General features: G+C 39.9%; 22 protein-coding genes. 10 read left to right on the forward strand and 12 right to left on the reverse strand.

What is annotated here, in order from left to right; all coding sequences use genetic code 11:
- Positions 1–114 precede the first annotated feature (114 nt).
- The 3 genes from ATS71_RS06285 to ATS71_RS06295 are packed head-to-tail and all read right to left on the reverse strand — an operon-like array spanning position 115 to position 1,856.
- The gene (locus ATS71_RS06285) at positions 115–723 is read right to left on the reverse strand and encodes a flavin reductase family protein (protein WP_058404045.1); all 609 of its coding nucleotides are present in this window, start codon (positions 721–723) and stop codon (positions 115–117) included.
- Between the two features lie 9 nt (positions 724–732).
- A complete protein-coding gene (locus ATS71_RS06290) occupies positions 733–1,461 on the reverse strand; it encodes an SDR family NAD(P)-dependent oxidoreductase (protein WP_058404046.1) in 729 nt (242 codons plus the stop codon).
- Positions 1,458–1,856, reverse strand: a complete 399-nt coding sequence (locus tag ATS71_RS06295) for a thiol-disulfide oxidoreductase DCC family protein (RefSeq protein ID WP_058404047.1) — start codon at positions 1,854–1,856, stop codon at positions 1,458–1,460. Before ATS71_RS06295 ends, ATS71_RS06290 begins: the two co-directional genes overlap by 4 nt.
- 120 nt (positions 1,857–1,976) lie before the next feature.
- On the opposite strand from ATS71_RS06295, the gene ppc reads away from it, so the two are divergent.
- On the forward strand, positions 1,977–4,622 hold the full coding sequence (gene ppc / locus ATS71_RS06300) for a phosphoenolpyruvate carboxylase (protein ID WP_058404048.1): 2,646 nt from the start codon (positions 1,977–1,979) through the stop codon (positions 4,620–4,622).
- Positions 4,623–5,055: 433 nt separating this feature from the next.
- Entirely contained in the window at positions 5,056–5,982 is a 927-nt protein-coding gene (cdd, locus tag ATS71_RS06305) for a cytidine deaminase (RefSeq protein ID WP_058404049.1), read from the forward strand.
- A 61-nt stretch (positions 5,983–6,043) separates the two neighbouring features.
- On the opposite strand, the gene udp is transcribed toward cdd, so the two are convergent.
- Entirely contained in the window at positions 6,044–6,799 is a 756-nt protein-coding gene (udp, locus tag ATS71_RS06310) for a uridine phosphorylase (protein WP_058404050.1), read from the reverse strand.
- A 443-nt stretch (positions 6,800–7,242) separates the two neighbouring features.
- On the opposite strand from udp, the gene ATS71_RS06315 reads away from it, so the two are divergent.
- From ATS71_RS06315 to ATS71_RS06345, 7 genes are all read left to right on the forward strand, one after another.
- On the forward strand, positions 7,243–8,352 hold the full coding sequence (locus ATS71_RS06315) for an arginase family protein (protein ID WP_058404051.1): 1,110 nt from the start codon (positions 7,243–7,245) through the stop codon (positions 8,350–8,352).
- A gap of 112 nt (positions 8,353–8,464) precedes the next feature.
- Positions 8,465–9,166, forward strand: a complete 702-nt coding sequence (locus tag ATS71_RS06320; protein WP_058404052.1) for a transporter substrate-binding domain-containing protein — start codon at positions 8,465–8,467, stop codon at positions 9,164–9,166.
- Positions 9,167–9,299: 133 nt separating this feature from the next.
- On the forward strand, positions 9,300–10,592 hold the full coding sequence (locus tag ATS71_RS06325; protein ID WP_058404053.1) for a hemolysin family protein: 1,293 nt from the start codon (positions 9,300–9,302) through the stop codon (positions 10,590–10,592).
- Positions 10,593–11,049: 457 nt separating this feature from the next.
- Complete coding sequence (locus ATS71_RS06330; RefSeq protein ID WP_058404054.1) at positions 11,050–12,207, forward strand: efflux RND transporter periplasmic adaptor subunit; 1,158 nt, start codon at positions 11,050–11,052, stop codon at positions 12,205–12,207.
- Between the two features lie 12 nt (positions 12,208–12,219).
- Positions 12,220–15,351: an efflux RND transporter permease subunit gene (locus tag ATS71_RS06335; protein WP_058404055.1), complete on the forward strand. Its 3,132-nt coding sequence runs from the start codon at positions 12,220–12,222 to the stop codon at positions 15,349–15,351.
- Complete coding sequence (locus tag ATS71_RS06340; RefSeq protein ID WP_058404056.1) at positions 15,351–16,757, forward strand: efflux transporter outer membrane subunit; 1,407 nt, start codon at positions 15,351–15,353, stop codon at positions 16,755–16,757. Before ATS71_RS06335 ends, ATS71_RS06340 begins: the two co-directional genes overlap by 1 nt.
- A 156-nt stretch (positions 16,758–16,913) precedes the next feature.
- Positions 16,914–17,528 (forward strand): TetR/AcrR family transcriptional regulator, encoded by a 615-nt coding sequence (locus tag ATS71_RS06345; protein WP_058404057.1) that lies wholly within the window; start codon positions 16,914–16,916, stop codon positions 17,526–17,528.
- Between the two features lie 290 nt (positions 17,529–17,818).
- On the opposite strand, the gene ATS71_RS06350 is transcribed toward ATS71_RS06345, so the two are convergent.
- From ATS71_RS06350 to ATS71_RS06375, 6 genes are all read right to left on the reverse strand, one after another.
- Complete coding sequence (locus tag ATS71_RS06350) at positions 17,819–18,919, reverse strand: HupE/UreJ family protein (protein WP_058404058.1); 1,101 nt, start codon at positions 18,917–18,919, stop codon at positions 17,819–17,821.
- A gap of 5 nt (positions 18,920–18,924) precedes the next feature.
- Positions 18,925–19,932 carry a tetratricopeptide repeat protein gene (locus ATS71_RS06355; RefSeq protein WP_058404059.1) on the reverse strand — a complete coding sequence of 336 codons (1,008 nt, stop codon included), beginning with the start codon at positions 19,930–19,932 and terminating at the stop codon, positions 18,925–18,927.
- A 42-nt stretch (positions 19,933–19,974) separates the two neighbouring features.
- Positions 19,975–20,481, reverse strand: a complete 507-nt coding sequence (locus ATS71_RS06360; RefSeq protein WP_058404060.1) for an Ig-like domain-containing protein — start codon at positions 20,479–20,481, stop codon at positions 19,975–19,977.
- Between the two features lie 11 nt (positions 20,482–20,492).
- A complete protein-coding gene (locus ATS71_RS06365; RefSeq protein ID WP_058404061.1) occupies positions 20,493–22,085 on the reverse strand; it encodes a DUF4331 domain-containing protein in 1,593 nt (530 codons plus the stop codon).
- A 126-nt stretch (positions 22,086–22,211) separates the two neighbouring features.
- Positions 22,212–22,895 (reverse strand): anti-sigma factor, encoded by a 684-nt coding sequence (locus tag ATS71_RS06370; RefSeq protein WP_058404062.1) that lies wholly within the window; start codon positions 22,893–22,895, stop codon positions 22,212–22,214.
- Positions 22,892–23,416 (reverse strand): sigma-70 family RNA polymerase sigma factor, encoded by a 525-nt coding sequence (locus tag ATS71_RS06375; protein WP_058404063.1) that lies wholly within the window; start codon positions 23,414–23,416, stop codon positions 22,892–22,894. Before ATS71_RS06375 ends, ATS71_RS06370 begins: the two co-directional genes overlap by 4 nt.
- Before the next feature lie 587 nt (positions 23,417–24,003).
- On the opposite strand from ATS71_RS06375, the gene ATS71_RS06380 reads away from it, so the two are divergent.
- Positions 24,004–25,623, forward strand: coding sequence for a diacylglycerol kinase family protein (locus ATS71_RS06380; RefSeq protein ID WP_058404064.1), 1,620 nt, complete (start codon positions 24,004–24,006; stop codon positions 25,621–25,623).
- Between the two features lie 43 nt (positions 25,624–25,666).
- Here the strand turns inward: ATS71_RS06380 and ATS71_RS06385 are convergent, their stop codons facing one another.
- Together ATS71_RS06385 and ATS71_RS06390 are read right to left on the reverse strand one after the other, a co-directional pair.
- Positions 25,667–25,975 carry a VF530 family DNA-binding protein gene (locus ATS71_RS06385; RefSeq protein ID WP_058404065.1) on the reverse strand — a complete coding sequence of 103 codons (309 nt, stop codon included), beginning with the start codon at positions 25,973–25,975 and terminating at the stop codon, positions 25,667–25,669.
- A 54-nt stretch (positions 25,976–26,029) separates the two neighbouring features.
- Positions 26,030–26,332, reverse strand: a complete 303-nt coding sequence (locus tag ATS71_RS06390) for a DUF1496 domain-containing protein (protein WP_058404066.1) — start codon at positions 26,330–26,332, stop codon at positions 26,030–26,032.
- Between the last annotated feature and the right edge of the window lie 163 nt (positions 26,333–26,495).

The following is a 26,495-nucleotide window of genomic DNA, read 5'->3' on the forward strand; positions in this document are numbered from 1 at the left end:
GGAAGACAGGTTCTACCCTCGGAGGGTCAAACCCAAACCAAGCAAATACCCCACAAAAAAGAAAAATACCAGTCAGCTTAACTGACTGGCATTAGTGAAATACACCCCTTAATGTTATTTTTTTGCGTAGGGAAGGCGCGTTAATTTATTGGCGGTGTGGTAGCTGTCAAGGCCCGTCACAGCCACAGTATCAATGGCTTGTAAATCTAGAAAACCATCGCTTTGCAAAGCGGTTTCATCTAAATACACGTCTACAATTTCACCGATTACCAGTTCAGTACCATTTATTTCAAGATGTTTACTTTCAACAAATTTAACAGAGTATTTTAATCGGCTTTCTTCAACAAAAGGAGCTGAGAACTCATTTAAATACTCAGGAGTAAGCCCCGTAGCATCAAATTCAGATTCGTCTTTGTCGTAGCGTGCAGAGGTTTGATGCGCTTGTTTATAAATGGCTTTATTAACCTGATTAATAGTGTAAACACCTGTTTGTAATATATTTTCAAACGTGTGGCGCGGTACACTGTGTGGTCGCATTATCATGCCAACCAGAGGAGGATGAGCCCCTAAATGAATAACCGAACTGACAATCGATAGATTAGTGTTGCCTAGTAGGTCTTGTGTGCCTATTAAGTTTGCACTTTTAAACCCAGATAACGAGTTTATTAAATGTGTACGAGTACGTTTTTCAAGTGCGTCGATGCGCGCTTTAGTAAAATGCATTTTAAATCCTTACCACGGTATAGTTGAGCCTTGCCAATCTAAGTAGGCCGGCTCGCCATTTAGTTCTAAATCAGGGTTATTATTTGTTAAATCAAAAAGTTGGTGTGCTACAAATTCGGGTGTAAACAACTTGCCTTCGGGTACATTTTTTTGAAATGGCTTAGACAGCTCGGTATCGGTTGTACCGGGGTGGAACAGCACAAGTTTGGTGTTCTTTGCACGACGAGCGAGCTCTACTGCGGCAGTTTTAAATAGCATATTTAGGGCTGATTTAGATGCACGGTAAGTGTACCAGCCCCCCATTTTGTTGTCGTTGATACTTCCCACACGTGCACTGAGGGCTGTTATTGTACAATGCGTTTTATGATTAATTAAAGGTAAAACGCTTTGCAAACAAAGCAATGGGGTGAGCGTATTAGCGTTTAGTAACAAGTTAAAATAATCAGCGTTGATATCCTCAAGCTTTTTTTCTGGCATGTGTTCGGTGTTATGTAACTTACCGTTAAACATAATTACTTGGTGTATGTCGGCTTGTTCATCTTTTAAATGCTGAGTCAATCCAGATAAGCTATCCGCAGAGTAGTCAGTATTATAATAACTAATGTTGTCACTATTTTGTGAAACTGTGTTGCTTGAACTTACACATACAATGTTAAATTTATTTGCTTGGTTTTGAAGGTGCTTTACGTAGGCTTTAGCTATCGCGCTACTAGCACCAAAAAGGATGATGGTTTTCATTTTTTACCTTTTGATTTTATGGCGCACTGGCCGTTATTGCATTGGGTGTTAGGCATTAAAAACTGGCTAATAGAGTGCCTATGCTTTGCAAAAAAAACATACCCCCAATCTGCAAAAATTCGAATAACGGGTAGGCGAAGTAGTTTCAGCCACCTGTGTTTACCAACTGTTTTCCAAGACTGGTACGTTACATCTAGCCCATAAATCATCTCACCAGTGTCTAATTGTGCTTGCAAGTAAGTAAGTGCTTGAGTTTTATTCACATGAGCATAACGATGGCTAAAGTCGTTTGCATTTAAGTCTTCAAGCGTGATGAGATTGTGCTTGTCGGCTTGCTTTAGCTGCTGCATCTCGGTGCTACAAAGGGGGCAGTTGCCGTCGTAAAAAATGATCATATCAATGCTTTGTGATTATTTTATCTATATTTTTTTACGACATGACATTGCAAATGGATCTATTAAATATGCGCTCTTAATGATATTAATAGTCTTCCATGAAACAAAGGAGACTGAGAAATGAGTGAACAATATGCCGCCCTGCGAGGTAATGTAGGTCTACTTGGACAATTATTAGGTCAAACTATAAAAGATGCCCAAGGCCAAGCAATTTTAGATAAAGTAGAAGAAATTCGGGCTTTATCAAAATCCTCTCGCAGTGGTAATGAAGACGATCGCAAGGCGTTAATTGAAGTACTACATGCGCTTAGTGATGAAGAGCTTTTACCGGTTGCCCGTTCATTTAATCATTTTTTAAATTTAGCCAATGTGGCAGAGCAGTTTCATACTGTATCGCGTTTTAATGACGCTGGTCTTGGCCAGCAAAACCCTCTCACTCAAACATTAAAAACGTTAGCCGCTAAAGCACAAGAAGGTCAGCTAGATTCGAACCACCTTGCTGACACACTCTCAAAACTCCACATTAATTTAGTATTAACTGCTCACCCCACTGAGGTTACTCGTCGTACAATCATCAATAAGCACGTAGAGTTGAGCGACTGTTTAGCATCGCTGGAACGAAAAGATAACTTGGAACATGAGCGCGAAGCTATTTTAAATAGAATTGCCCAGCTAATAAGCCAAGCGTGGCATACCGACGATATTCGCCGCTCGCGCCCAACGCCTGTCGATGAAGCTAAATGGGGCTATGCAGTTATAGAAAATAGCCTGTGGCATGCAGTACCTCGGTTTTTACGTGAGTTTTCGGAACACGCAAAAGAGCAGCTTAGTTTAGAGCTGCCCATTGATTACAGCCCTATTGAATTCACATCTTGGATGGGGGGAGATCGCGACGGTAACCCATTTGTTACTGCGCAGGTTACTTCACAAGTACTTGACCATGGTCGTTGGATGGCGCTTGATTTATATGGCCGAGATATTGATACGTTATGCGCTGAGTTATCTATGTCTGATGCTAGCGAAGAGCTTATTGAGTTAGCTGGCCAAGACTTTGAACCCTACCGCACAGTGCTCAAAAAGCTTAAAGGCGAAGTGTCTGAAACAGTGGCACATTTAGGTGCAAAAATTAAACACAAACGCACTGATGCACAAGACCTTGTAACTGATATTAACCAACTCAAACACCCAATTGAGGTGTGTTATCGTTCGTTATTAAAATGTAACATGAAAGTCGTTGCTGACGGGTTACTGCTTGATTTAATGCATCGTTTAAACAGCTTTGGCCTGCGTTTGGCAAAATTAGATGTGCGCCAAGACTCATCGCGCCACAGCGACGTTTTTTCTGAACTTACGCGTTATTTAGGGTTAGGGGATTACAACCAGTGGCAAGAGCAAGATAAGCAAGCCTTTTTATTAGCAGAGCTTAATTCGCGTCGTCCGCTTATTCCTAAGCATTGGCAACCAAGCCCTGATGTACAAGAAGTGCTCGACACCTTCGATGTAATCGCACAGCAAGATGAAAAAACATTTGGTTTGTATATTATTTCTATGGCACGCACTGCATCCGATATTTTAGCTGTTCAGCTTCTTCTTAAAGAAAGTGGCTGTAGTTTTGAATTGCCGGTTGCCCCATTATTTGAAACATTAGACGATTTAAATAACGGTAGCGACGTGATCACTACATTACTCGATAATGTGTGGTACCGCGGCCATATTCAAAATACGCAAAATGTAATGATCGGTTATTCCGATTCGGCAAAAGATGCCGGTATGATGGCTGCCGGTTGGGCTCAATACGAAGCCATGGACAAACTAGTGCAACTTGCCGATGAGCGTGGCATTGAGCTTGTGTTGTTTCACGGCCGAGGAGGAACCGTTGGTCGAGGTGGTGCACCGGCTGCGCAAGCATTGCATTCGCAACCACCAGGCTCACTTAAAGGTGGCTTACGGGTAACAGAGCAAGGCGAAATGATACGCTTTAAATTTGGTTTGCCAGATGTTGCACTGCAGAGCTTAAATATATATGCAGGTGCTGTACTGCAAAGTAACTTATTACCACCGCCAGAGCCTAAGCCACAATGGCGCGAAGTCATGAAGCTTATTAGTGAGCAGTCGTGTGAGCATTACCGCAATGTTGTTCGCCATGATGAGAATTTTGTTCCTTACTTTAGAATGGCAACGCCAGAGTTGGAGCTCTCTAAACTTCCGCTTGGCTCTCGCCCTGCAAAACGCAACCCTAATGGAGGCGTTGAAAGTTTACGTGCTATTCCGTGGATTTTTGCATGGAGTCAAAACCGGTTAATGTTGCCTGCTTGGTTAGGTGCGTTAACAGGCTTAAAAAAGGCACTAGATCAATATGGCTTAGAAACACTAAACGAAATGAGCCTCAATTGGCCATTTTTTAGAGCCCGTTTAGAAATGCTCGAAATGGTATTTAGTAAAGCCGATAGCTGGTTAAGTGAGCATTATGATAATGCGCTGGTGGAAGACATGTACAAGCCATTGGGTGTAACTTTGCGAAAAGAGCTTGAAGAAGCCATTGAGCTTGTGCAGTCATTAAGTCCACAAAAAAGTTTACTTGCCGGTCAGCCTTGGATCAAAGAGTCGATTAGTTTACGAAATCCGTACACCGATCCGCTTAATGTATTGCAGGTTGAATTGCTTCGCCGTGCTCGTTCTAACGAGGAGCATAACGAAGGGGACATCGATAATGCATTAATGATCACTATGACAGGTATTGCTGCAGGTATGCGTAATACTGGTTAATCGTTAACGTTTATTATTTAGCAAGGGAACACGCTGTGTTCCCTTTTTTTATGTTTAATAACCGAGGGCCTGTTTATCTTTTGAGGTTAAATTTGCAGCAGTGTGTTTGGTACTTAGGCAAGGCAGAGCCTATGTAGTGTGGTTATTCCCCATAAATAGGCGATAACGCAGTATGAATACCAAACACGCGCTGCCAGAAGGTTCGTCCTAGGAACGATTAACTCTTTGTTGCCTACATGGATGTAGGTAAGGGGCGTGAGCAGGACGCGGTAGCTTTGCTCGGTTTTTATTTAGCCCACTAGGTTACAAACCTCGCGCCACGATCAAATCGTCCATAGTTAGAACAAATTTTAATCCTGAAAGGTCAACAGGCCCTAGCAATTTGGGTCTTAACCTTTTAAACTACTTAGCCATTGAATAATTAAAAAACCTTATGGCTTCATCAACTTTTACTGTGCAACAAGACACAGCACTTATTAATACACACATCTCTTTAAACGTAGCGCAAACAGCGTCTTTACGTAGCCAATTAAAGTCGCAACGCGGCATATTAAACGCAAACAATATTGAACAGCTGTGCAAAGAGTTTAATGTTTCAGTCGATTCATTATTACAAGGTTTAGTGCCTTTAGCGTCTGAGTTTTCGGTGGCTCCAGTATCACATTTTCATGTGGGTGCTATTGTCAAAGCCATGGATGAGCAGCAACAAATCAGCTTTTATTTTGGCGCTAATGTAGAGTTTGATCACCAAGCGTTGAGTTTAGTTGTTCATGCAGAACAGTCTGCCATTAATAACGCTTGGTTAAATGGCGCTAAAAAAATTCTTAAAATTGCTATAAGCGATGCTCCCTGTGGTTACTGTCGCCAATTTATGAACGAATTAGCCGATGCGAAAGAATTTGATATTTTACTTCCAAGCCAACATTTTAAATTAGCAGAGCTATTACCTCACTCGTTTGGGCCAACCGATTTAGGTAACGAATTTAGCTTGTTTAATCCAAAACCTCAGTGTGCGGTTTTTGATGATGAACAGATTGAAGAGACTTTTGCTGGCTTTGCGTTAAATGCATATGTACCGTACAGCCAAAATTTTAGTGCGGTAAAAGTAAGTACATTTAATAATGGGGATTTTTACGGCAGTTATGCAGAAAACGCAGCCTATAGTCCAAGCTTATCGCCTCTACAAAGCGCGTTGAGTCAGTTCTTTTTAGCTGGCCTTAGTTTTGATAAGGAGACAGTGAAAGGCATCACACTGTTAGAAACGAAAGGGCACGAAAATCAAGCGGGCGTATCGAAAGCGGTACTATCGGGATTTACTGATTTGCCAGAGCTACAAGTAATTAGCGCTGCGCTTAAATAGAGTCATAAAAGCACAGCTAATAAGCTGTGCTTTTACATATCAATTTACTTATAAATAAATACTAACCGAGTAACACTTTAGCGGCTTCTAACACAACAGCCACTGATTTCCTTTCTATTTCACCGTGGTCAACGTTAGGGATTTCTTGACGAGTACGGTTAACTAATACACCGGCAACACAGGCAGCTTGCAAGCCAAGAGCTGCACACATAGTGAATAATGTAGCCGACTCCATTTCGTAGTTCATTACCCCTAGTTTTTGCCATTCTTCACAGCTACCTTGAAATGCTTTTGGCACATAACCAGAATGTGTATCGTAGCGTTCTTGGCCTGGGTAAAAAGTGTCGCTAGATGCAGTAATACCAATGTGAAAATCAATGTTTAAATTTTTACATGCTTCAACCATGGCCTGTGTTGCATAAAAGTCAGACACAGCCGGGTAGCTAAGCGGTGCAAAATGTTGGCTTGCACCGTCTAAGCGCACAGACGCTTGGCTAATTAATATTTCACCTTCATTAATGTGAGGCTGAATAGCACCCGTAGTACCAATACGTAAAAATTGACGCACGCCTAGTTGAGCAAGTTCCTCTACTGCAATCGATGTAGATGGGCCGCCAATACCTGTAGAGCATATAACAACTGAATGGCCATTTAATTGACCAAGATAAACATGAAACTCACGTGTTTGAGCAAGACAGGTTGGGTTGTCTAGGAATTTTGAAATGCGTGCAGCGCGATCTGGGTCACCGGGTACTATTGCAAGTTTTGCACCTTGTAGATCGTCAATACATAGTCCTAAGTGAAATACCTTTTCCATATCTAAGCCTTTTTAAAATAATTTTTTTCAATCTAGCATCTTTGCTAGAAACCTACCTTAAGTACAGGACGTATGTCCGTATTTATAAAATTGAGCGCGTGCCTAGGCCAGTAAAACAGGGCTGTAGCGTATTTTATGCACCAACTATGAATATTCAAGCACACTCATAAATTTATGGTTTACGTGTGCAGTTGACTTGTGCGCGTAGACATTATAAGTATCACTCAATCAAGTGGTTAGTCATGAATGACAATCGCCAGTATTAATTAAAATTTACTAACTATCAGTGTGTTATGTTTTTATTTTAAGTTTTTTTAGAATTAATTTTAATGATACATACGTTAAAAAATTCCGATTTTTAATTTTTTAAAGTTTAGGTCTGTTTAATCATTTTGCATAAATAATCACTAAAATACGCACAGTACAATTCATAAGGATTTATTATGAGTCAAGAAATTCAAGCATTTAATAGTAAAGTAGAGCACTGCTTATGTGCTCCTGGCGATGGTGTTTTTACTGTTAATACTGCAAAAGAGCGAAAAGCGGCACTTCGAAATAAACTGTACGGTCAAACCGAAAATGTAGAGACGTTATGGCGTGAATCGTTAAATGAGTTGCCACACTCTCCTTATAAAGCGGTAATGCTTGGAATTAGTTCTGATTGTGGTGGCGGTATTCTACGTGGTGCTAATTGGGGTCCTTTGTTTGTTCGTTCAGCATTAATTGACCAGCACCCCGAATGTCATTCGTTTGACTTAGGCGATGTACGTGTTATCCCTCATTTATTGCACGACAAGTACCTAAACGACGCAACTATCTCTAATTGCCAAAAAGCGCTATACGGAAACGAAAATAACGATTACTACGTCAGTCCGCTATCAATTACCGAAGATGTGTGCGATAGCTTTTACGCGACGTTTAAAGATAAAGGTATTTTTGGTATTGGTGGCGACCACTCTATTAGTTACCCATTAACCAAAGCCTATTTAAAAGCTAAGCGCGAGCAAGGGAAGCGCACGGCTATTATCCACTTTGATGCGCACACCGATTTACTTGTGGAGCGTCTAGGCATAGATTTATGTTTTGGGTCTTGGTGTACACATATTTTAGAGTTTTTACCTGCACCACATCACTTAATTCAATTTGGCATACGCTCAAGTGGAAAACCAAAATCACACTGGGAAAACACATTTGGGGTTAAACAACATTGGGCGCATGAAATTATTGAACGTGGTGCAGCCGCTATTGCCGCAGATACTATTGCACAATTAAAAGCTGATAATGTTGACGAAGTGTATGTTAGTTTTGATATAGATGCCCTCGATGCTGAATTTGCTTCTGCAACCGGTACTCCTGAGGATAACGGGTTAACACCTCAACATGCATTAGATATTTTATCGGCCATTGCAGATGAGTTTCCTATTACAGGCGCTGACATGATGGAAATAGCACCATTTACCGACAGTTCTTTAGTTGGGCAAGCAAGTTCTGAAACAACGTTAAAAGAAGGCGCAAAAATTTCAGCCTTTTTGATTAATGCGATGAACAAATAAAAATTAATACTATAGGCTTAATCGTGTTTAATTGACTACTCAAAACTAGCAGTCTACTCAGCCTCAACTATATTAATTGAATAATTACACTAATTTAGTTGAGGTTTATTGAATGAAGGGATTCGTTTTTTTACTTTGTCTTTTATACCCTGTTGCTCATGCTAACGAAATTAATATAGTGACGGAAGTTTTCCCTGACTTTCAATATCTCGATACAAACAACCAATTGGCAGGTCGCTCTGTAGACAAGGTAAAAAACGCCCTTAATGCTGCTGGTATTAGTTACGCTATGTCGGCTAACAATTGGAGTGTGTCTTATAATGCAGCCCTTCGAGATAGAAACACCTGCATTTTTTCAATTGTTCGTTTGCCACCAAGAGAAAATAAATTTGTGTGGATAGCTGAACTTGAAGAGTTTGAGTCAGCGATTTTTGGACTAAAATCTCGTGGTATAAAATTAAGGACCTTACATGATGCCAAACGTTATAAAATAGCAGTATTAAGAGATAACTTTAGCCATCATTATTTACTTGAGCGCGGTTTTAACGAAAGCCGACATCTGTTACTAATTGATAACCTAGATAAAATAGATAAGTTAATTAGTGCACGCCGTGACATTCTTGATTTTGTTGTCCTAAGTAAAAAACAATTTAATTACCGTCTCAAAACATCACCAAAATTAAATTTACTCGAGCCAGTGCTTGATTTAAATACGGCTCAATCTCCGTTATATTTTGCGTGTAATATAAATATGGATGAGTCGTTAGTTGCACAGTTACAGCTTGCATTTAGACAAACCTCCTCCCTTAATTAATGGCTAAAATCCATTTAACTAACTGAATAATAAAAACTTAAACATAAATTAAAAATATCAATTGCTGCGATTAAAAAAGCGACTATAATCAGCTGCTTTTTATATAAAAAGCGCTAACTTTTTGGAGCGTTAAATGGGTGATTTAATCGGGATTAGTCTATTGATCTTGATCAGTGCGTTGTTTGCTATGTCGGAAATAGCAATTGCAGCGTCACGAAAAATAAAACTTCGCGTAATGGCAGACGAAGGCAGTTTAAATGCAGCCGCAGTATTAAAGCTGCAAGAAAACCCGGGCGCGTTCTTCGCCATGATACAAATAGCACTTAATGCTATCGCTATATTAGGCGGCATTGTAGGGGAACAAGCGTTATCGCCATACGTTGAAAAAGTATTGGTTTTATTTTATCAGGGTGCATATGTAGAGAAAATTAGCTTTTTATTCTCATTTTTTACTATTACCTCGTTATTTATTTTATTCGCCGATTTAATGCCAAAGCGATTAGCGATGATCATGCCAGAAGCTGTTGCTGTTAAGGTCGTTAATATAATGCGTTGGGTTACATTTGCCTTGACGCCTTTGGTTATGTTTTTTAATGGTGTGACTAACTTTGTGCTGCGGCTATTTAAAGTTCCCGCAGAGCGTGAAGATAACGTAACCACAGAAGACATTGTTGCCATGATGGAAGCTGGCGCTGAGTATGGCAGTTTGCAAAAACAAGAGTATGATTTAATTGGCAATGTGTTTGATTTAGAAGCACGTTTTTTATCAAGCGTAATGACACCGCGCGACCAAATTGTGTACTTTGATTTAAACGAAAGTAGCCATGACATTGCGACCAAGATTATTGATCATCCGCATAATCATTTTTTAGTTGTGACGGGTAACCTAGATAAATTACATGGCTCTGTTGAATCAAAAGATATTTTACGTCAAGTGCTCAAAGGTGAAGCTGCTAACATCAATGACGAATTAGTTGATACCGATGTATTTTACTTACCAGAAACCTTAAGTTTATCAGAGGCGTTAAATGCATTTAAAAGCGCCGCTAAACCATTTGCTATTGTGGTAAACGAATATGCATTACTTGTTGGTATTGTTACTGTAAAAGATTTGATGAAAGGCTTTATGGGAGATTTAATAACTCACCAAGGGGATGAGTTAATAATCGAGCGAGATAAAAGCTCGTGGTTAGTTGACGGGCTGACGCCAATTAGCGATTTAGCTAAAGTACTCGATATAGAAGAGTTCCCAGAGCAGATGCATTACGAAACGGTGGCAGGCTTTTTAATTTACACAATGAAGCGTATACCAAAACGCGCTGAACACATAAGTTATGCGGGCTTTAAATTTGAAGTGGTTGATGTTGAAGGTATCCGTGTTGAGCAGTTGCTTGTATCTAGGTTAGCCTCAAATTTGTCATCCTAATCACTTTATAAGCCGTTTTAATAGGCGCTTAACTTCATCATTTTAAACAAAGCCAAGCTTGCCTTGGCTTTTTTGTTAATAAAAGTTTATTAGTTTGTTTATTACATAAACTATGTATGGCTATACTCAGGCTGTTACGTAGCAGAATGGCTTTTATTTTTAATTATATGAAATATAACATTTAAATCTCTTCACTATCTACTTTTAGGCTTTACTATGAACAAGCAGGCTTTTGCGTAAGTCATCTTCGATTTTAAGATAACTCTTTGCAGTGAAGGCGATAGCTAGCTTGTAGGTGTAAATATATTTTACAAAGAACGTTATTAACATTACTTAGTGTTTAAGTATGAGACTGAATGGTTGAGTGTAATTTTGTGTAAAGATCTGCTTATTAAGATGTATTCTCACTAACATTTAATTTAGAATGATCGTTCACTCTAAATTAAAGGTATTTAACATGCAGCGTTCTCGCACCGCTTTATTTGTATTTTCAGTTCTCCTAGGCTCAGTTGCGTTGACTGGTTGCGACCAAGTGGCAGAGCAGTCGCAGGCATCAGCTCCTAAAGCTGTGCCAGTCGGGGTTATTACGCTAAAAAAACAAACGCTAACTTTAAGGCAAGAGCTGCCTGGACGTATTAGTGCATTTCAAATTGCAGAAATCCGCCCGCAAGTGAGTGGTATTGTGCAATCTCGCTTATTTACCGAAGGGTCTCAAGTAGAAAAAAATCAAGCGCTATATCAAATTAATCCAGCTACTTTTGAAGCAAACTTAGCGGCAAGTGAAGCAGCTGTTGCCCGCGCTCAAGCAAGCATTGCAAGTAGTAAAGCTAAAGCGTCTCGTTATAGTGAATTATTAAAAATCAAAGCGGTAAGCCAGCAAGATTACGACGAAGCTGATGCAGCCTATAAACAAGCAAAAGCAGAACTTCTTACTGCCCAAGCGCAGCTGCAAACCTCAGAAATTAATTTAGAATACAGCCATGTATCTTCGCCTATTAGTGGGCAAATTAGTAAATCGAATGTCACCGTAGGTGCATTAGTGAGTGCTAACCAGGCCACTTCTTTGGCAACAGTGACACAACTTGATCCTATTTATATTGATTTAACGCAGTCGAGTAACGAATTAACCAAGCTCAAAAAAGCGATTGTTTCGGGCGATTTAAGTGTAGATTCAACCAGTCAAACCGATGTTGAACTCACTATGGAAGATGGCTCTGTTTATTCCCATAAAGGCACTTTACAGTTTTCTGAAGTGACAGTTGACCCAAGTACAGGGTCGGTTACATTACGCGCTAAATTTCCTAACCCTGAAAAGTTACTACTTCCGGGGATGTATGCTCGCGCCTCGATTGTTGAAGGTGTTAAAAACGACGCTATTTTAGTGCCACAGCGTGGTGTTAGTCGAAATTCAAAAGGTGAACCTACAGCAATGGTTGTTAGCAAAAGTAACACAGTAGAGAGCCGTGTTTTGAAAACAGACCGCACCATTGGATCTAATTGGCTTGTCACCGATGGTGTAATGGAAGGTGATAAACTGATTGTAGAAGGGTTACAAAAAATTCGCCCAGGCGCACCGGTTAGTCCATCTGAAGTTCAAACCGCTAAAGCGCAATAACGGAGAATTTACATGTCACGATTTTTTATCGATAGACCTATATTTGCTTGGGTACTTGCCATAGTAGTGATGCTAGCAGGTATTTTAGCTATTAAAAGTTTGCCTATTGCACAGTATCCATCTATTGCACCACCGGCAATAAGTATTACGGCAACCTACCCAGGTGCATCGGCTCGTACGCTTGAAGATACCGTTACCCAGGTTATAGAGCAAAAAATGAAAGGCTTAGATGGCTTGCTTTATATGTCGTCAACGTCAGAGTCTAGCGGCTCAGCAACGCTCACACTTTCGTTTAGCGCTGAAACCGATCCTGATATTGCTCAGGTTCAGGTGCAAAATAAACTAGCTACTGCTACACCACTTTTACCAGAGGCCGTGCAACGCCAAGGTGTTGTGGTTGCAAAGTCAGCTCGTAACTTTTTGATGGTTTACGCGTTTATGTCAAAAGATGGCAGCATGACCAACATTGATATTGGCGATTATGTGTCATCAAACGTGCAAGACATTGTTTCGCGTGTTGAAGGTGTGGGTGAAGTACAGTTATTTGGCTCGCAGTATGCGATGCGTATTTGGTTAGATCCTGCCAAGCTTCAAAACTATAAATTGACGCCTGCAGACATTAGCGCGTCTATTAGTGCACAAAACGCGCAAGTGTCAGCCGGGCAATTAGGCGCTATGCCAGCAGTTGCAGGTCAGCAACTCAACGCAACTGTGACCGCGCAAAGCCGCTTACAAACACCTGAACAATTTAGAGACATTTTAGTTAAAACAAATGCTGATGGCTCTTTTGTAAGGTTGAGTGATGTTGCTCGGGTTGAGTTAGGTGGTGAAAGTTACCGGGTTGTTGCGCGTTATGATGGAAAACCAGCCTCAGGCTTGGGTATTAAATTGGCCAGTGGCGCTAATGCGCTTGATACTGCGCAGGGCGTAAAGGATGCAATTGCAGAATTAGAGCCATTTTTTCCTGAAGGGCTCGAGGCGGTTGTGCCTTATGACACAACACCGTTTGTGGCGCTTTCAATTGAAAAAGTAATTCATACGCTTATAGAAGCTGTTGTGTTGGTGTTTGTTGTTATGTATTTGTTTTTGCAGAACTTTAGGGCAACGCTTATTCCAACAATTGCAGTGCCAGTGGTATTGTTGGGTACGTTTGGTATTTTATATACTTTTGGTTACTCAATTAACACATTGACTATGTTTGCCATGGTTCTTGCCATAGGATTACTAGTTGATGATGCCATTGTTGTTGTAGAAAACGTAGAGCGTCTGATGACCGAAGAGAAACTCTCAGCGTTAGAAGCAACTCGTAAATCTATGGATGAAATTAAAGGGGCGCTTGTTGGTATTGCAATGGTGCTTTCTGCTGTATTTATCCCTATGGCCTTTTTTAGCGGCTCTACAGGAATAATCTATCGTCAGTTTTCTATCACTTTAGTATCTGCTATGGGGTTATCGGTTCTTGTGGCGCTTATACTTACGCCGGCATTGTGTGCAACTCTTTTGAAGCCTAGCCATGTTCATAATGATAAATCGTTATTTGGTAAGTTTTTTATAGGCTTTAACCGTGGGTTTGATAAAACAAATTCGGGTGCACAAAGCTTTGTAAGCCGCATGATCAAGCATGCTAAACGTTACCTTGTTATATACTTCTTAATTGTGGGTGGAATGGCTTATGTGTTTTCAAATTTACCTACCGCATTTTTGCCTGACGAAGACCAAGGCATACTGTTTAACCAAGTTTCATTGCCTGCGGGCTCTACAACTGAGCAAACACTTGAAGTGGTTAAAAAAGTAGAAAACCACTACTTGAACGAACAATCTGAGGCAGTAAACGGTATTTTTACTGTTACCGGGTTTAGCTTTGCAGGTTCTGGGCAAAACTCAGCCATAGGGTTTGTTAATCTTAAACATTGGGATGAACGACAACGTGATGATTTATCTGTGCAAGGTGTGGCAGGTAAAGCTATGGGGTATTTTTCCAGTATTAAAGAAGCGTTTGTGTTTGCTTTCCCACCGCCTGCAATTGTAGAGCTGGGTACAGCGAATGGTTTTAATATCTTTTTACAAGACAGAGTAGGCTTGGGCCACGATGCGCTTTTAGCTGCGCGTAACCAGCTATTAGGTTTAGCAAGCCAAAGTCCTGTATTGGCTGGTGTGCGCCCTAATGGGCAAGAAGACATGCCTGAAATACAACTCGATACTGATTTAGCTAAAGCACAAGCATTGGGTGTCTCGCAAACCGATATTAATAACACCCTTGCTACTGCTTGGGGTAGTAGCTATGTCAATGACTTTATTGACCGTGGGCGAGTTAAAAAGGTGTATATGCAAGGTGATGCTAAATCGAGAATGGTGCCTGAAGATTTAAATAAATGGTATGTGCGCAACAAAGATGGCGATATGGTTCCGTTTTCTGCCTTTGCAACTGCATATTGGACTTACGGCTCGCCTCGTTTAGAGCGCTACAATGGTTTTTCTGCAATGGAAATACAAGGGACCGCTGCGCCTGGCTACAGTACAGGGCAAGCAATGGATGAAATGGAGCGTTTAGTAAAGCAGCTGCCAAATGGTATTTCGTCAGAGTGGACAGGTATTTCATTTCAAGAACGCTCTAGTAGTGGCCAAGCACCTTTGTTATATGGTTTGTCGTTGTTATTTGTATTTTTATGCTTAGCGGCACTTTATGAGAGTTGGTCGGTACCGTTTGCCGTCATGATGATTGTTCCGTTAGGTATATTTGGTGCTGCTATGGCTGCATTAGCTAGCGGATTATCAAACGATATTTACTTGCAAGTGGGCTTATTAACTACGATAGGGTTAGCGTCTAAAAATGCCATATTAATTGTGGAATTTGCCATACATAAAATGGATGAGGGGCTTGGTTTAGTTGAAGCGGCCGTGGCTGCAGTAAGACTGCGTTTACGCCCAATTTTAATGACTTCAATGGCCTTTATTTGCGGCGTTATCCCTCTAGCTATTGCATCAAGTGCGGGTTCTGGTGCGCAAAATGCGTTAGGTATTTCTATCATTGGTGGAACACTTGCCTCTTCTATATTAGTTGTTGTTTTTGTGCCGTTATTTTTTGTATTAGTACGCCGGGTTTTTCCTGCAAAAGAAAAAAGCACTAACGAGGAGGCTGCATAATGGCTATAAAAACGTTTTCGTTAAGTGCACTGGCTCTCATTGTTTTAAGTGGGTGCCAGTTGGCACCTGAACAGCAAAATTTAGTGTTGCCAGTGCCAAAATCGTATGCAGCTCAGACAGAGCTGGCAACAGTTAATACGCTAAAGTGGCAGCAGTTTTTTAGCGATAAAAAACTTCAGGTGCTTATAAATCAGAGCCTTGAGCACAATAAAGACCTACAAATTGCGATGCTTAATGTGCAGCGGGTACGTGGGTTATATCAAATAGAAAACTCAACATTGTATCCGTCGTTAAGTGTAAATGGCTCGGGCACGCGTCAGCGCCTGCCAGCAAGTTTGACAGGTACTGATGAGGCGAGTATTAGTTCGCAATACAGTGCGACTGTAGGCATTACCTCTTATGAATTAGACATATGGGGTAAGGTTCGAAACCAAACACAACAAGCGCTACAGAATTTATATTCCTCTGAGCTGACTCAATATAGCTCGCAAGTATCGTTGGTGGCAGAGCTTGCAAATGCATGGCTTAATTATGCAACAGACCAACAATTACTTGGGCTTGCTGAAGAAACGTTAAAATCGCAACAAGCGTCGCTTGCGCTTACTCAGCAAAGCTTTGATTTAGGCGCAGCATCAAAAATTACGTTAGAGCAACTTAAAAGCACCGTTGCCAGCGCTAAGGTTGATATTGCAACGTATAAACGTTTACTGAAACGCGATAAAAATGCACTTGATTTATTAGTAGGAAAACCAGTAAGCCCTGAACTCCTGCCAAATAAAGAGTTAGACTCGTTATTAGCGTTGCCCAAAATACCGGTTGGTTTACCCTCCGATTTATTAACTCAACGCCCAGATATTAAAGCAGCAGAGCATCAGTTACTTGCGGCTAACGCTAATATAGGTATTGCCCGTGCAGCATTCTATCCAAGCATTAGCTTAACGGCTAATGCAGGCACTGCCTCTAGCGATTTAGGTGGTTTATTTGATGCAGGGTCGGGTACATGGAGTTTTGTTCCATCAGTAACTTTACCTATTTTTAATATGGGCAGGAATCAAGCTCAGTTAGATGTTGCTAAAGCTGACCAACAAATTGCGGTAGTTACTTACCAGCAAAAAATTCAGCAAGCATTTCGTGAAGTGTCTGATGCGTTAGCCGATAACGAAGGCTATCAAGCGCAATTAAATGCGCTTGATATGTTACTGCAAAGCCGTGAGTCTACCTTTTCGTTATCAAAGGCGCGTTATGAAAAAGGCGTAGATAGCTATTTACAAGTCCTTGATGCGCAACGCAGCTGGTACAGTGCACAGCAACAGCAAATTTTAGGTCAACAAGCGTTGCTTGCTAGCCAAATTAGCTTGTATAAAGTGGTTGGTGGTGGCTGGGAGAAAAGCGCTCAAGCCAATTAAGTAAAGGTTTATAGCTGTAAACACCGTGTTGCAGCTAGTTAAAGTTAACGAGATTTTAAAAGGGCTGAATACTTATTTTTTAGTGGCAGGTTTGTTTAAAAATGAGTAAGTATTTGCCCTACTGTCGAGTTTAATAATTCGACAGGGGAGCTTTGTATGAAAACTAAAAGACAAACAGATCCAGCTATAGCAAAAGCGCGTCGTGATCAGGTTTTAACTGCGGCGGCAGAATGCTTTCGTCGTAAAGGCTTTCATGCTGCAGGAATGGCAGAAATATCCAGAACAGCAGGGATGAGTGCGGGCCATATTTACAATTACTTTGAAAGCAAAGAAGCCATTATAGAAAGTATTATTGAAAAAGATATGGAAGAAATGTTCTCTATTTTTGAACATTTTGAAGGACAACCAGAAGACACGCTCACTGTATTGTTGAACGGCTTAAACATAGGCGTACAAAGGCACATGGATACTGGGGAATGTGCGGTCGATTTAGAGATGTTAGCCGAGGCCGGGCGAAATAATAAAGTTGCTAAATTATTACGTGATGCAGATACGCAAGCACGTAATAGAATGCGCCAGCTTTTAATAAGTGAACGCAGCGTGATAAAAGACATAGATGAGGCAGAACTAGAAAGCCGCATAAATGTTATTTTTTCAGTAATGGCGGGCTTACTTTTACGAAAAGTACTTTACCCCGAACTTACCGAAGAGACCGTTTTAATTGCGCTTCGCCCTGCAATGAGAACGTTATTAATGCCCTTTAAAGATTAAAGTTATGCTATTAAAGTGTAGATACTATACACCTGCAATATTAGCGGGTTTATAGTATTAACGGCCGTTTAAGGTAATACCAATTAGCAATAATACATAATCACTATACGGGCTAAACGTATCGCTATTTGCGTTAAAAATTCTCATTTACGACTGCATGTATGCAGAAGGTAGAGCAATGCAGGAGCAATTACCGAGAACAACTAAATAGCGAATTTTTTGCACAGCTATCAACACGTTTTTATCCTCAAAATAGATCACTTACATTAAGCTAATTGGTATAATTATGTTTAAAAGCGTTCTATAGACCATTTTAGAGCCACAATGGCAATGCCTATAGACCCTGTAGGCATTAACCATTTTACATACCAAGTGGTTTTTCTAAGTGCCATTAACACAGGTAACGCCACTAATAAAATACTCAGTTGGCCTATTTCTACCCCTAAATTAAATGCCAGTATGCTCATTAATTGGTAGTTACTCGATAAACCTAATTCTCCAAGTACACTCGCAAAACCCATACCGTGTAGTAATCCAAAGGCAAATGTTAACCAGCCTAGGCGAAGTATGAGTGGCCATACATTATTCAGTGCCGCAAATAAAACGGATATAGCAATAGTTAGCTCAACCCAGCGAGTATTGAGTGATATTAAATCAAGCGCTGTTGCTGTAAGCGTTATAGAGTGTGCAAGTGTAAATGCTGTAACAATCCATGCAGTGTGTTTAATGATGTGTTGTTTAGATCCAATGGCCTGCCACGTGTTTTTATCACGGGTTAAAACACAGGTAAGTAATAGCGCAATTAAAAATAAAATATGATCAATGCCTATCCAAATATGCAGTACGCCTTGGTATACATATTCTGTAAAGGTGTCTAAATAGCTTGATTGCTTTGTATTAAAGGTTTGGTTAGGTTCATTTATACTAAAAACACGTGCTATGTCGTCTACATTAACAATAACTTTATGATTAGCGTCGTCTTGAAAAAAAGCTGAATACTTAAGAGTAATAGGGCCATTTGTGAAACATGAAAATGACACGGGCAATACCAAGTAAGGTTGATTAAAGTGCTCATTTAGCTGGTAATTATTATTTACAGTGAGTGCACACGTTTGCGTGTTTTGTTCCGCGATAAGATTGTTTTTAATAAATGTGTTAATTGCTACACGTTTTGCTTTTATTTCAGCCCAAGTAATGTTGGCGTTTTGGTCTAAGTCGAGTGCTATAACGTGCTCTAAATCAGCCACGTTGATTTCCCAATTCCCGCTGTATTGAGTTGTATTGTTGCTATTAAGCGTAATGTAGCCAGTACTTAACTGGTGTGCAAAAGCTGCTGTTGTAAAAAATAAGCTTAACAACATAATCGAAAATACGCGTATTAATTTACTCATATTATTTACATCCTTTTAGCTTGAATAATAAGCGCTTGGTCGATATTCATCTTGGCCTGTTGCCAGTTAATATTGGCCCAATACAGCGCTTTTGATTTGTTAGGCTGCACATGAATATAGTAGTTTGCTAAATCACTGGCATGAAAACTGTCGTGGCGCACTTCTCTTAGCTCTACTCGTTGCTTCATGGTGTTTTGCCATGTGTATTGCGTCATGTTTAGTTGTTTTTCTGCAATGGCTAAGCGAAGTAACAGCGCGTCTTCTAAATCGTGTGGTTCTTTTATTAAGTTACTTAATTTGTTTATTACTTGCTGTGGCTTATTTAAGCCCAGTTGTATGTCTGCCCATAACACAATAAGGCTTACTGGCGCGTTTACTAAGCTTATATTTTCAAGATGCTTTAATGCGTTTGTGTAGTTTTGTAATCTAAAGCTCATTTCAGCTAATACATGTTTTGTGTTGAGGTCAATAGGCTTTTTATTCGCAAGCTTCACTAAAGACTGATAGCTACCTAATAAATTACCGTGCTGACTTTGCACATCTAGTACACAAGTACTTGCAGTTAATGTGCTTACTCTAGTTATAAGAGCTAAACAATGCTGCTTGGCAAGTTCAAATTGGCCTTGTGTCATGTACAAGTTTGCGAGTAATAGATGAGTATTACTGTGATCAGGCATTATTTTTAAAACATTGTTTGCTACGGTGATAGCGTCATTAAATAAATGCTCTTTTTGCAAAACGCGTGCATATAAGTAGCCTATGTCAGGGGTTGGCTCGCTAATATATAATTTAGACAGCTTATTTTTTAATACGCCCTGCATATTTTCTGTTTGCCCTACAAATTGGCTTTGCTCCACCGCGGTTTTTATTTCACTGAGCGATAAAGACGCTGTTATATTTGATTTAGTAACAGCAATTACGTCGTTATCTTTTGGGGTGTAAGCATTTGCAAAAAGGTTAAATGAGCATACTAAGCTTAATGCAATAATGAATTTAATGAGCCCTGGTTTCATATTCGTATCCTTAAAATAGCCATCCATGGCCGGTCAGCTTATTTACTGATTACTATTAATTAAATTATTAATATCGGTGTCTTTGTTCGTGAACTCACGTCCATTGATAGAGAGTGGCTCTGCATTAGGTGCTTGGTTAAATGCATCAGTAGCAAACTGAGCAAAGTCAACTTGCAAGGCTTCAATAGTGATATTTACTATTGCACTTACTTGGCTATTTACGCCATCAGATACGCCAAATGTAAAGCTATCTATGCCTGTAACCTCTTTATTTGGTGTGTAAGTAAAGGTGCCATCAGCATCAATATTTACCATGCCTAAAGAGGGCTCGCTGACTAATGAATAAGTAAGTGAATCACCTTCTTTATCAGTGGCTGTCAGTGAGTCGGTGATATTTACCTCCGTTTGTGTTGTTAACATAATGTCGCTCACAGATGGGGCTGTATTAACCACAGGCAACGGCTTTTTATTGTCGTCGTCATTGCTACATGCTCCCAACGTTAATGCGCCAAGTAATACACCTATATGCGTTAATTTTAAATGTTGCATTAGTTTACTCCTTATTTAGAGCCCGCAAGAGGGGTAGCTAAGTACGGAAAGGTTGAGTTCATCATTGTTGCATCAACAGGTGCACCATCAGTAAAAGGCACGGTGCCAACGCTTGCATCTTCAGGCGCACACAAACCTAGGTCAGTATCTTCGCCTGCTACAGGAATAGGGTGACATAAACGACCCATTACTACACGCAGAGCAATATCAACAACGTCATCGCCAGGGCGTCGACCGTTTGGAAAGCCAGCTAAATCGTTTCCTGCAACACCAAATGCAGATTGCTCATTTTGCGGTGTTGCCGCAATGTTTGTGTTTAAACGGAGCATTTCAGACGGCGTCACCATGGCTTGTTGATTAACACCCGCAAAACCGGTTAAAAATGCTGTAATTAAATCGGTACGAGGGAAGTTTGTTGGTGCTAATGTTTCAAGGTTAGCGCCAAGTGTCGTATTAACAGCATCTTTAAATAATATGTTTAACAGTTCAGGAAGAGCAGGATGCGACACGTAATCTAAAAACTGACCATCATTCTTAGGGTGTGCTGTAGAGAACGTATCTTTATCTTTTATACCAATAACAAGCTCATTAACCAGTGGATTACCCAGACGTGATACTTGGGTAAGTGCACCACCATTAACTGCATTATTAGCAAATTTAGCATTCGGGTTTAGTATGCGAGCTTGCGGCAAGCTTGCAGTGGTCCACGAACCAACAACGCCATTACCTTCGCCTACAATACAGCTTTTTGGAACTTCAATCGCAATCGATGTTACGTTTTTATCTGCCAAGTCGTCATTGTCAGCCGATTGAGTAATGCCTCCAGGAAAACCGCCTGCATCGCCAGCACCTGGAGCACTGTCGCCCTCTACCGGTACGTAGTTTACTAAATCGAACGTTTTACCAAGGTTAACGACAAAGGCGTCTTTTCTTTGGCCAACAAACACTTGTGCCATACTTTCACAACCGGGAATAGACACGTTATATACAAATTGATCCGCATAAGTTTGATAGTCAGCTTCAGAGGTAAATGTTTTATTACCAATATAATCAAGTGGTTTGCTAAATGTAGATGTGCCAGTGGTTGTATTATTTAATAAGGTTGCAGCGCCTGTACGTTGTGGCCCATTAATCATACTCAGTGTGTAAGATTCACTAAAATTAGTTGCGCTGTTATCACCCGCGGAAACGCCGCCCACATTTTTCAGCGGAACAGAAACGGTACGCTTGTTGCCTTCAGGACCTACAGCTAACTGCACACCTTGATTATCATTTGGTAACATGCTTTGAAAATTAAAAGCAAAGGTAATGTCTTCAATTGCATCACCATCGTTATCTATGTGTATGTTGTAAGTTGCATCTGGGTCCATAGCAAAATAATTAGGGCCGCCGTAGGCATCCTGCAATGGAATGTAGTTAGCAATTAGTGTTACGTACTCTTCTTTTCCTTGTTCATAGCTATTAAATACATAAAAATCGGTAGAGTCTAACGTTGGGAAGCGACTGATATTAGGTGCTTCTCGGTGGCTTGATGCGTTAATTGGTGCGCTTATAAAAGTGCTGCATATTACTACTGCGAGTATTGACGGTGTTAAAGCTTTCATGACTTTTTCCTTTAGTTGTAAATAGAAGTCATAGCTAATAACGGCGGGCAATTTAGATTGGATGCAAAAAAGTTAAATTTTATTTAAATAAAAAATGGCTGCTTATAAAAGCAGCCATACAGGAGATTATAGTAACACCAGCTCGGTCGCATAAAGTACCTCGGTAGGTAAGCCGTTCGGCGAACCACCTAAAGGCTCTAAACTGACTGCTAGCAGTGAGATATCATCCGCATTAAAGCGTTTATCTTTTAACAAAAATTTACCACCTTGTTTAGGTAATATCCCCAACGAAACAGGTAAATCTTGTCCTTTTAAGATCATCCATAGTTGATAATCTTTGTCTCTTTGGGCAACTAATTGATTGCTGGCTTTTATAGTTAGTGCATCTTCGTTTACTTCAATAACCCATAACGACTGTTTATCTTGGTTTTGTACGAGTGCAATTTGCTGGTATTGCGATGCCTCCTCGGTCGGCTTAACGACTAAAAATGCTATTACAATGCACGCGGCGGTCGCTATAAACGACCATGTCTGCCAAAGCGACGGCTTAGTTTGCACCACTGTTTTACTTGGCTGTGGTTTAGACTCAATACCTTGTAAAATGTTTTCCCAAACAGAATCGCTAGGTGCTTGAGGTGTAATTGCACTGGCTAAATTATTGAGGTTTTGTTCCCACATAAATATTGCCTCACGTGCTTTGCTTGAGCTAAGTAATAAACGCTGAAAACGCTTTCGTGCCAGCCCTTTAAGTGTGCCCAATACGTATTGCCCTGCGAGCGCATCTAATAAGTCGGGTTTTGTATAATTCATAATGTTAAACACCTTTGAAGTTGCGAAAGCCCGCGCCTGATCCAACTTTTTACTGTGCCCAATGGCGACTCTATATGGTCAACTAGCTCACTGTGACTAAGCCCCTTGTAGTAAGCTAAATGAATAGCCTGCTTTTGTTGAGGTTCAAGCTGCTCTATACAGTTTACTAATTTAGTACTTTCGTCGTAGTTAACATCGACGCTCTGAATATCGAAGTCATCATCTCCCATTGCTTGCTCTTTTCTTACTTTATGGTAACGCAACGCATCAAGACTTCTATACCTGACTATACTTATCATCCAACTAATAACGGTGCCTTTAGAGGCATTGTATTCTGAGGCGTTATGCCATATTTTAATGAAGGCGTCTTGCAGCACTTCTTCGGCATGGGCTCGATTAGAAAGCATATTTAAGCTAATGGCAAAAAGCTTTCCGCTTGTTTGTTGGTACAAGGTTGAAAATGCATGCTTATCGCCTTGCGACGTATCGTATAACAAAGACAGTAAATTATCGTTTTCCATAAATATCCTATTTATTCTCTTTTTATAAACGTGTGTAGCCTAAATTTGGATGCTAAAAAGTTAAGTAGCATGTAACAGTATACTTTTTGTCCTTTTTTGCAATAAATGTATTCGTTATAGTAAAACTGATTGAGTCTTTAAATCTTCTGAGGGTAAACATGCGAGGCCCTTTGAGCTCAATCGAGAAGCGACTTATAAATTATCAAAAAGGGTTGATAAGGAGCTAAGCAGGACGCGAAAGCTTTGAACAGCTTTTATTTAGCTCACTAGCTTATAGATCACGCGCCGCAATTAAGTTGTTTTTAGGTAGTATAAATTGAATCCTTAAAAATAAACAAGCTCTAATTAGTTCCTTTAGTAGTCATTATAAAATCAGATAAGTTTAATATTCTAAGTGTGAAAAATTAACATGCTTGTTGTGTAAAAAACGCAAAATAAAGTAATTTATAATACGTAAACAAAAATAGCTATATAATTCAATGTATTAAAAGTGTTGCGAGTGCCTTTTTATGGCGTGTTAATTGCAGCTATAACTATAAAAGCTGCTTGCTATAAAGTGAACAGCAATAAATACAAATGGAGATTTTATGTGGGCTGCAATTAGTTATTTGATACTGGCATGTATATTGATTTTGATAGGGTGGGAAATAAACTCGATTTATTTTTCACTCTTTTTTTACTGGACCGCGCTTTCGCTTTTTTTGGTCAGTGGGGCCTACATTTTTAATAGAGGTAAAATTTTTAGAAAACGTGAAAGTGGTGTTATTCCATTTTATATACGTTGGGCGTTCATTCCTTTTCTATTAGGTGCACAAGTTTATAACGCGTGGTCACGCAAGCACGATAAGGTACCGCCTATCCAGCAAATTAACGATGACCTTTTTTTAGCATGCCGTTTATTTCCCTCAGATATAGACACATTAAAAAGCAACGATATAACCGCTATTTTAGATGTTACCTGCGAGTTTGACGGTTTAGAATGGAGCTCTACGCAAGAGCGTATTAATTATTTAAATATTCCAGTGCTTGATCATAGCGTACCAACACATTCACAGCTCAATCAGGCAATAAATTGGATCCATCATCAAATTCAAAAAAATAATAAAGTCGTTGTCCATTGTGCGTTGGGTCGAGGCCGCTCTGTGTTTGTTATGGCCGCTTACTTGCTAAGTCAAAACAAACACGCCGATGTACACGATGTGCTTGCCCAAATTAAAGAAACGCGTGAAACTGCTAACCTAAATAAGCGCCAATTACGTCACTTGGCAAAGCGACATAAAAATGGTGAATTGACGATTAAAAATCGTGCATTTTTAATTGCCAATCCCGTATCGGGTACAAAAATATGGCAAGACAAAGAACAATTTATAATTGCCCGTTTGTCTACTTATTACGATTTAACCGTAATGACCACAAGTCCAGACATTAACGGGATAGAGCTTGCCAAACAAGCGATTGCAGAAAAGCCTGATATTGTTATCGCTTGTGGTGGCGATGGAACAGTAGCTGAAGTCGCGAGCGTATTAGTTAATACATCATGTAAATTAGGTATTATTCCACTGGGGACCGCAAATGCGCTAGCCCATGTATTGATGGGAATAAGTTCAAAATTTATACCTGTAGAGCAAGCATGTGATTTAATTATTGATGGTCAATCTACGTTAATCGACACCGCTTATTGTAACGACGAACTAATGCTACTTTTAGCAGGCATAGGTTTTGAACATGCGATGATTGAAAAAGCAGACCGTGAATTTAAAAATAAATTTGGACAACTCGCTTATTTAACTGGGTTTTTTCAGGCATTTTCTGAACAAAAATCGCAACAGCTTAGCGTTAAGTTGGACGATAACGACCCGATGACTATAACCACAAGCAGCTTTGTTGTCGCTAATGCTGCACCATTTACAACGCTACTTGCTCAAGGGGGAGGGCAACCCAATCATAGCGATGGACTGCTTGATATAAATTGGCTTATACCCAATAAAGAAAATTCCACCACGGTATTGAGTATTGCGGAGCTTATGTTCAGCAGCATAACGCAAAGTCATTTAGCAATTAACTCCCAACATACTAATGCTAAAAAAGTCGAAATATCTTCAGATAATGGGATTAAATATGTCATTGATGGAGAGGTGAAAACAGCTAACAGGCTTGTGATTGAAATACAGCCAGCATCACTTAATGTGATCAGTAAAGAAATTTAGCGAAACTAAAAACATAAAGGCGCAATAAATTGCGCCTTTATGTTTATTTTTTTATTGATGGCCAAACAAAGCCCGTTGTATCAGGTGGGGGGCTTGATGCCTTGCGTGGTGCGCTTTTCGGTTTACGAAGTGGTTTGTTATTTATTGTATGAATATATAATGCTTCAACTTTGTCTCTTGCCCAAGGCGTTTTTCGTAAAAATTTTAAACTAGATTTTATGCTAGGTGACTCTGTAAAACATTTAATTTTTACTTGTTCTCCCAACGTTTTCCAGCCCAGTCGCTGCTCTAACTCGACCAAAATTTGTTCTAGTGTGATCCCATGTAATGGGTTTTTAGGTTGATTATCCATAGCCATACTGCTTATTTAAACTGTGTGTATTGTAGCTTAAATAAAATTTGTAGGCTAATTCACTGTAATTTTTTTAGGTTGCTTAGGGTAAATAATTTTCCCTTGTTCGTTAAGCTTAAGCCACATTAATGCGCCATTGGTCTGATTGGGATTTTTAGCACTGCATAGTAAAGTGAACGTCTTAACGCTAATTAATGCGCCTTCACTAAAACGTTTGTCATCGTACCAACACGTTGTTTGATGTTGAGTCAACTGATTGGCGTTTACAAATGTGCGGCTGTTATGTGGCTCTGCATTACAAAATAACGATAGTGATAAGCTTAAAAAACAGACGCATAGAATAATTAACGTACGCATAATATTCTCCTACAATAGACTCTAAAAATAGTACGTAATGCTAAAAAACATGCTAGTGTAATATTACACACTAAGAAATACACAGAACAATAAGAAGGTGAACACACATGAAATTTAACCAAATGATGATAGATGAATTCACATTACTTGCAAAGTTTCCGCT

The sequence above is a fragment of the Pseudoalteromonas sp. H71 genome (genome assembly GCF_001468485.1).
Taxonomy (GTDB): Bacteria; Pseudomonadota; Gammaproteobacteria; order Enterobacterales; family Alteromonadaceae; genus Pseudoalteromonas.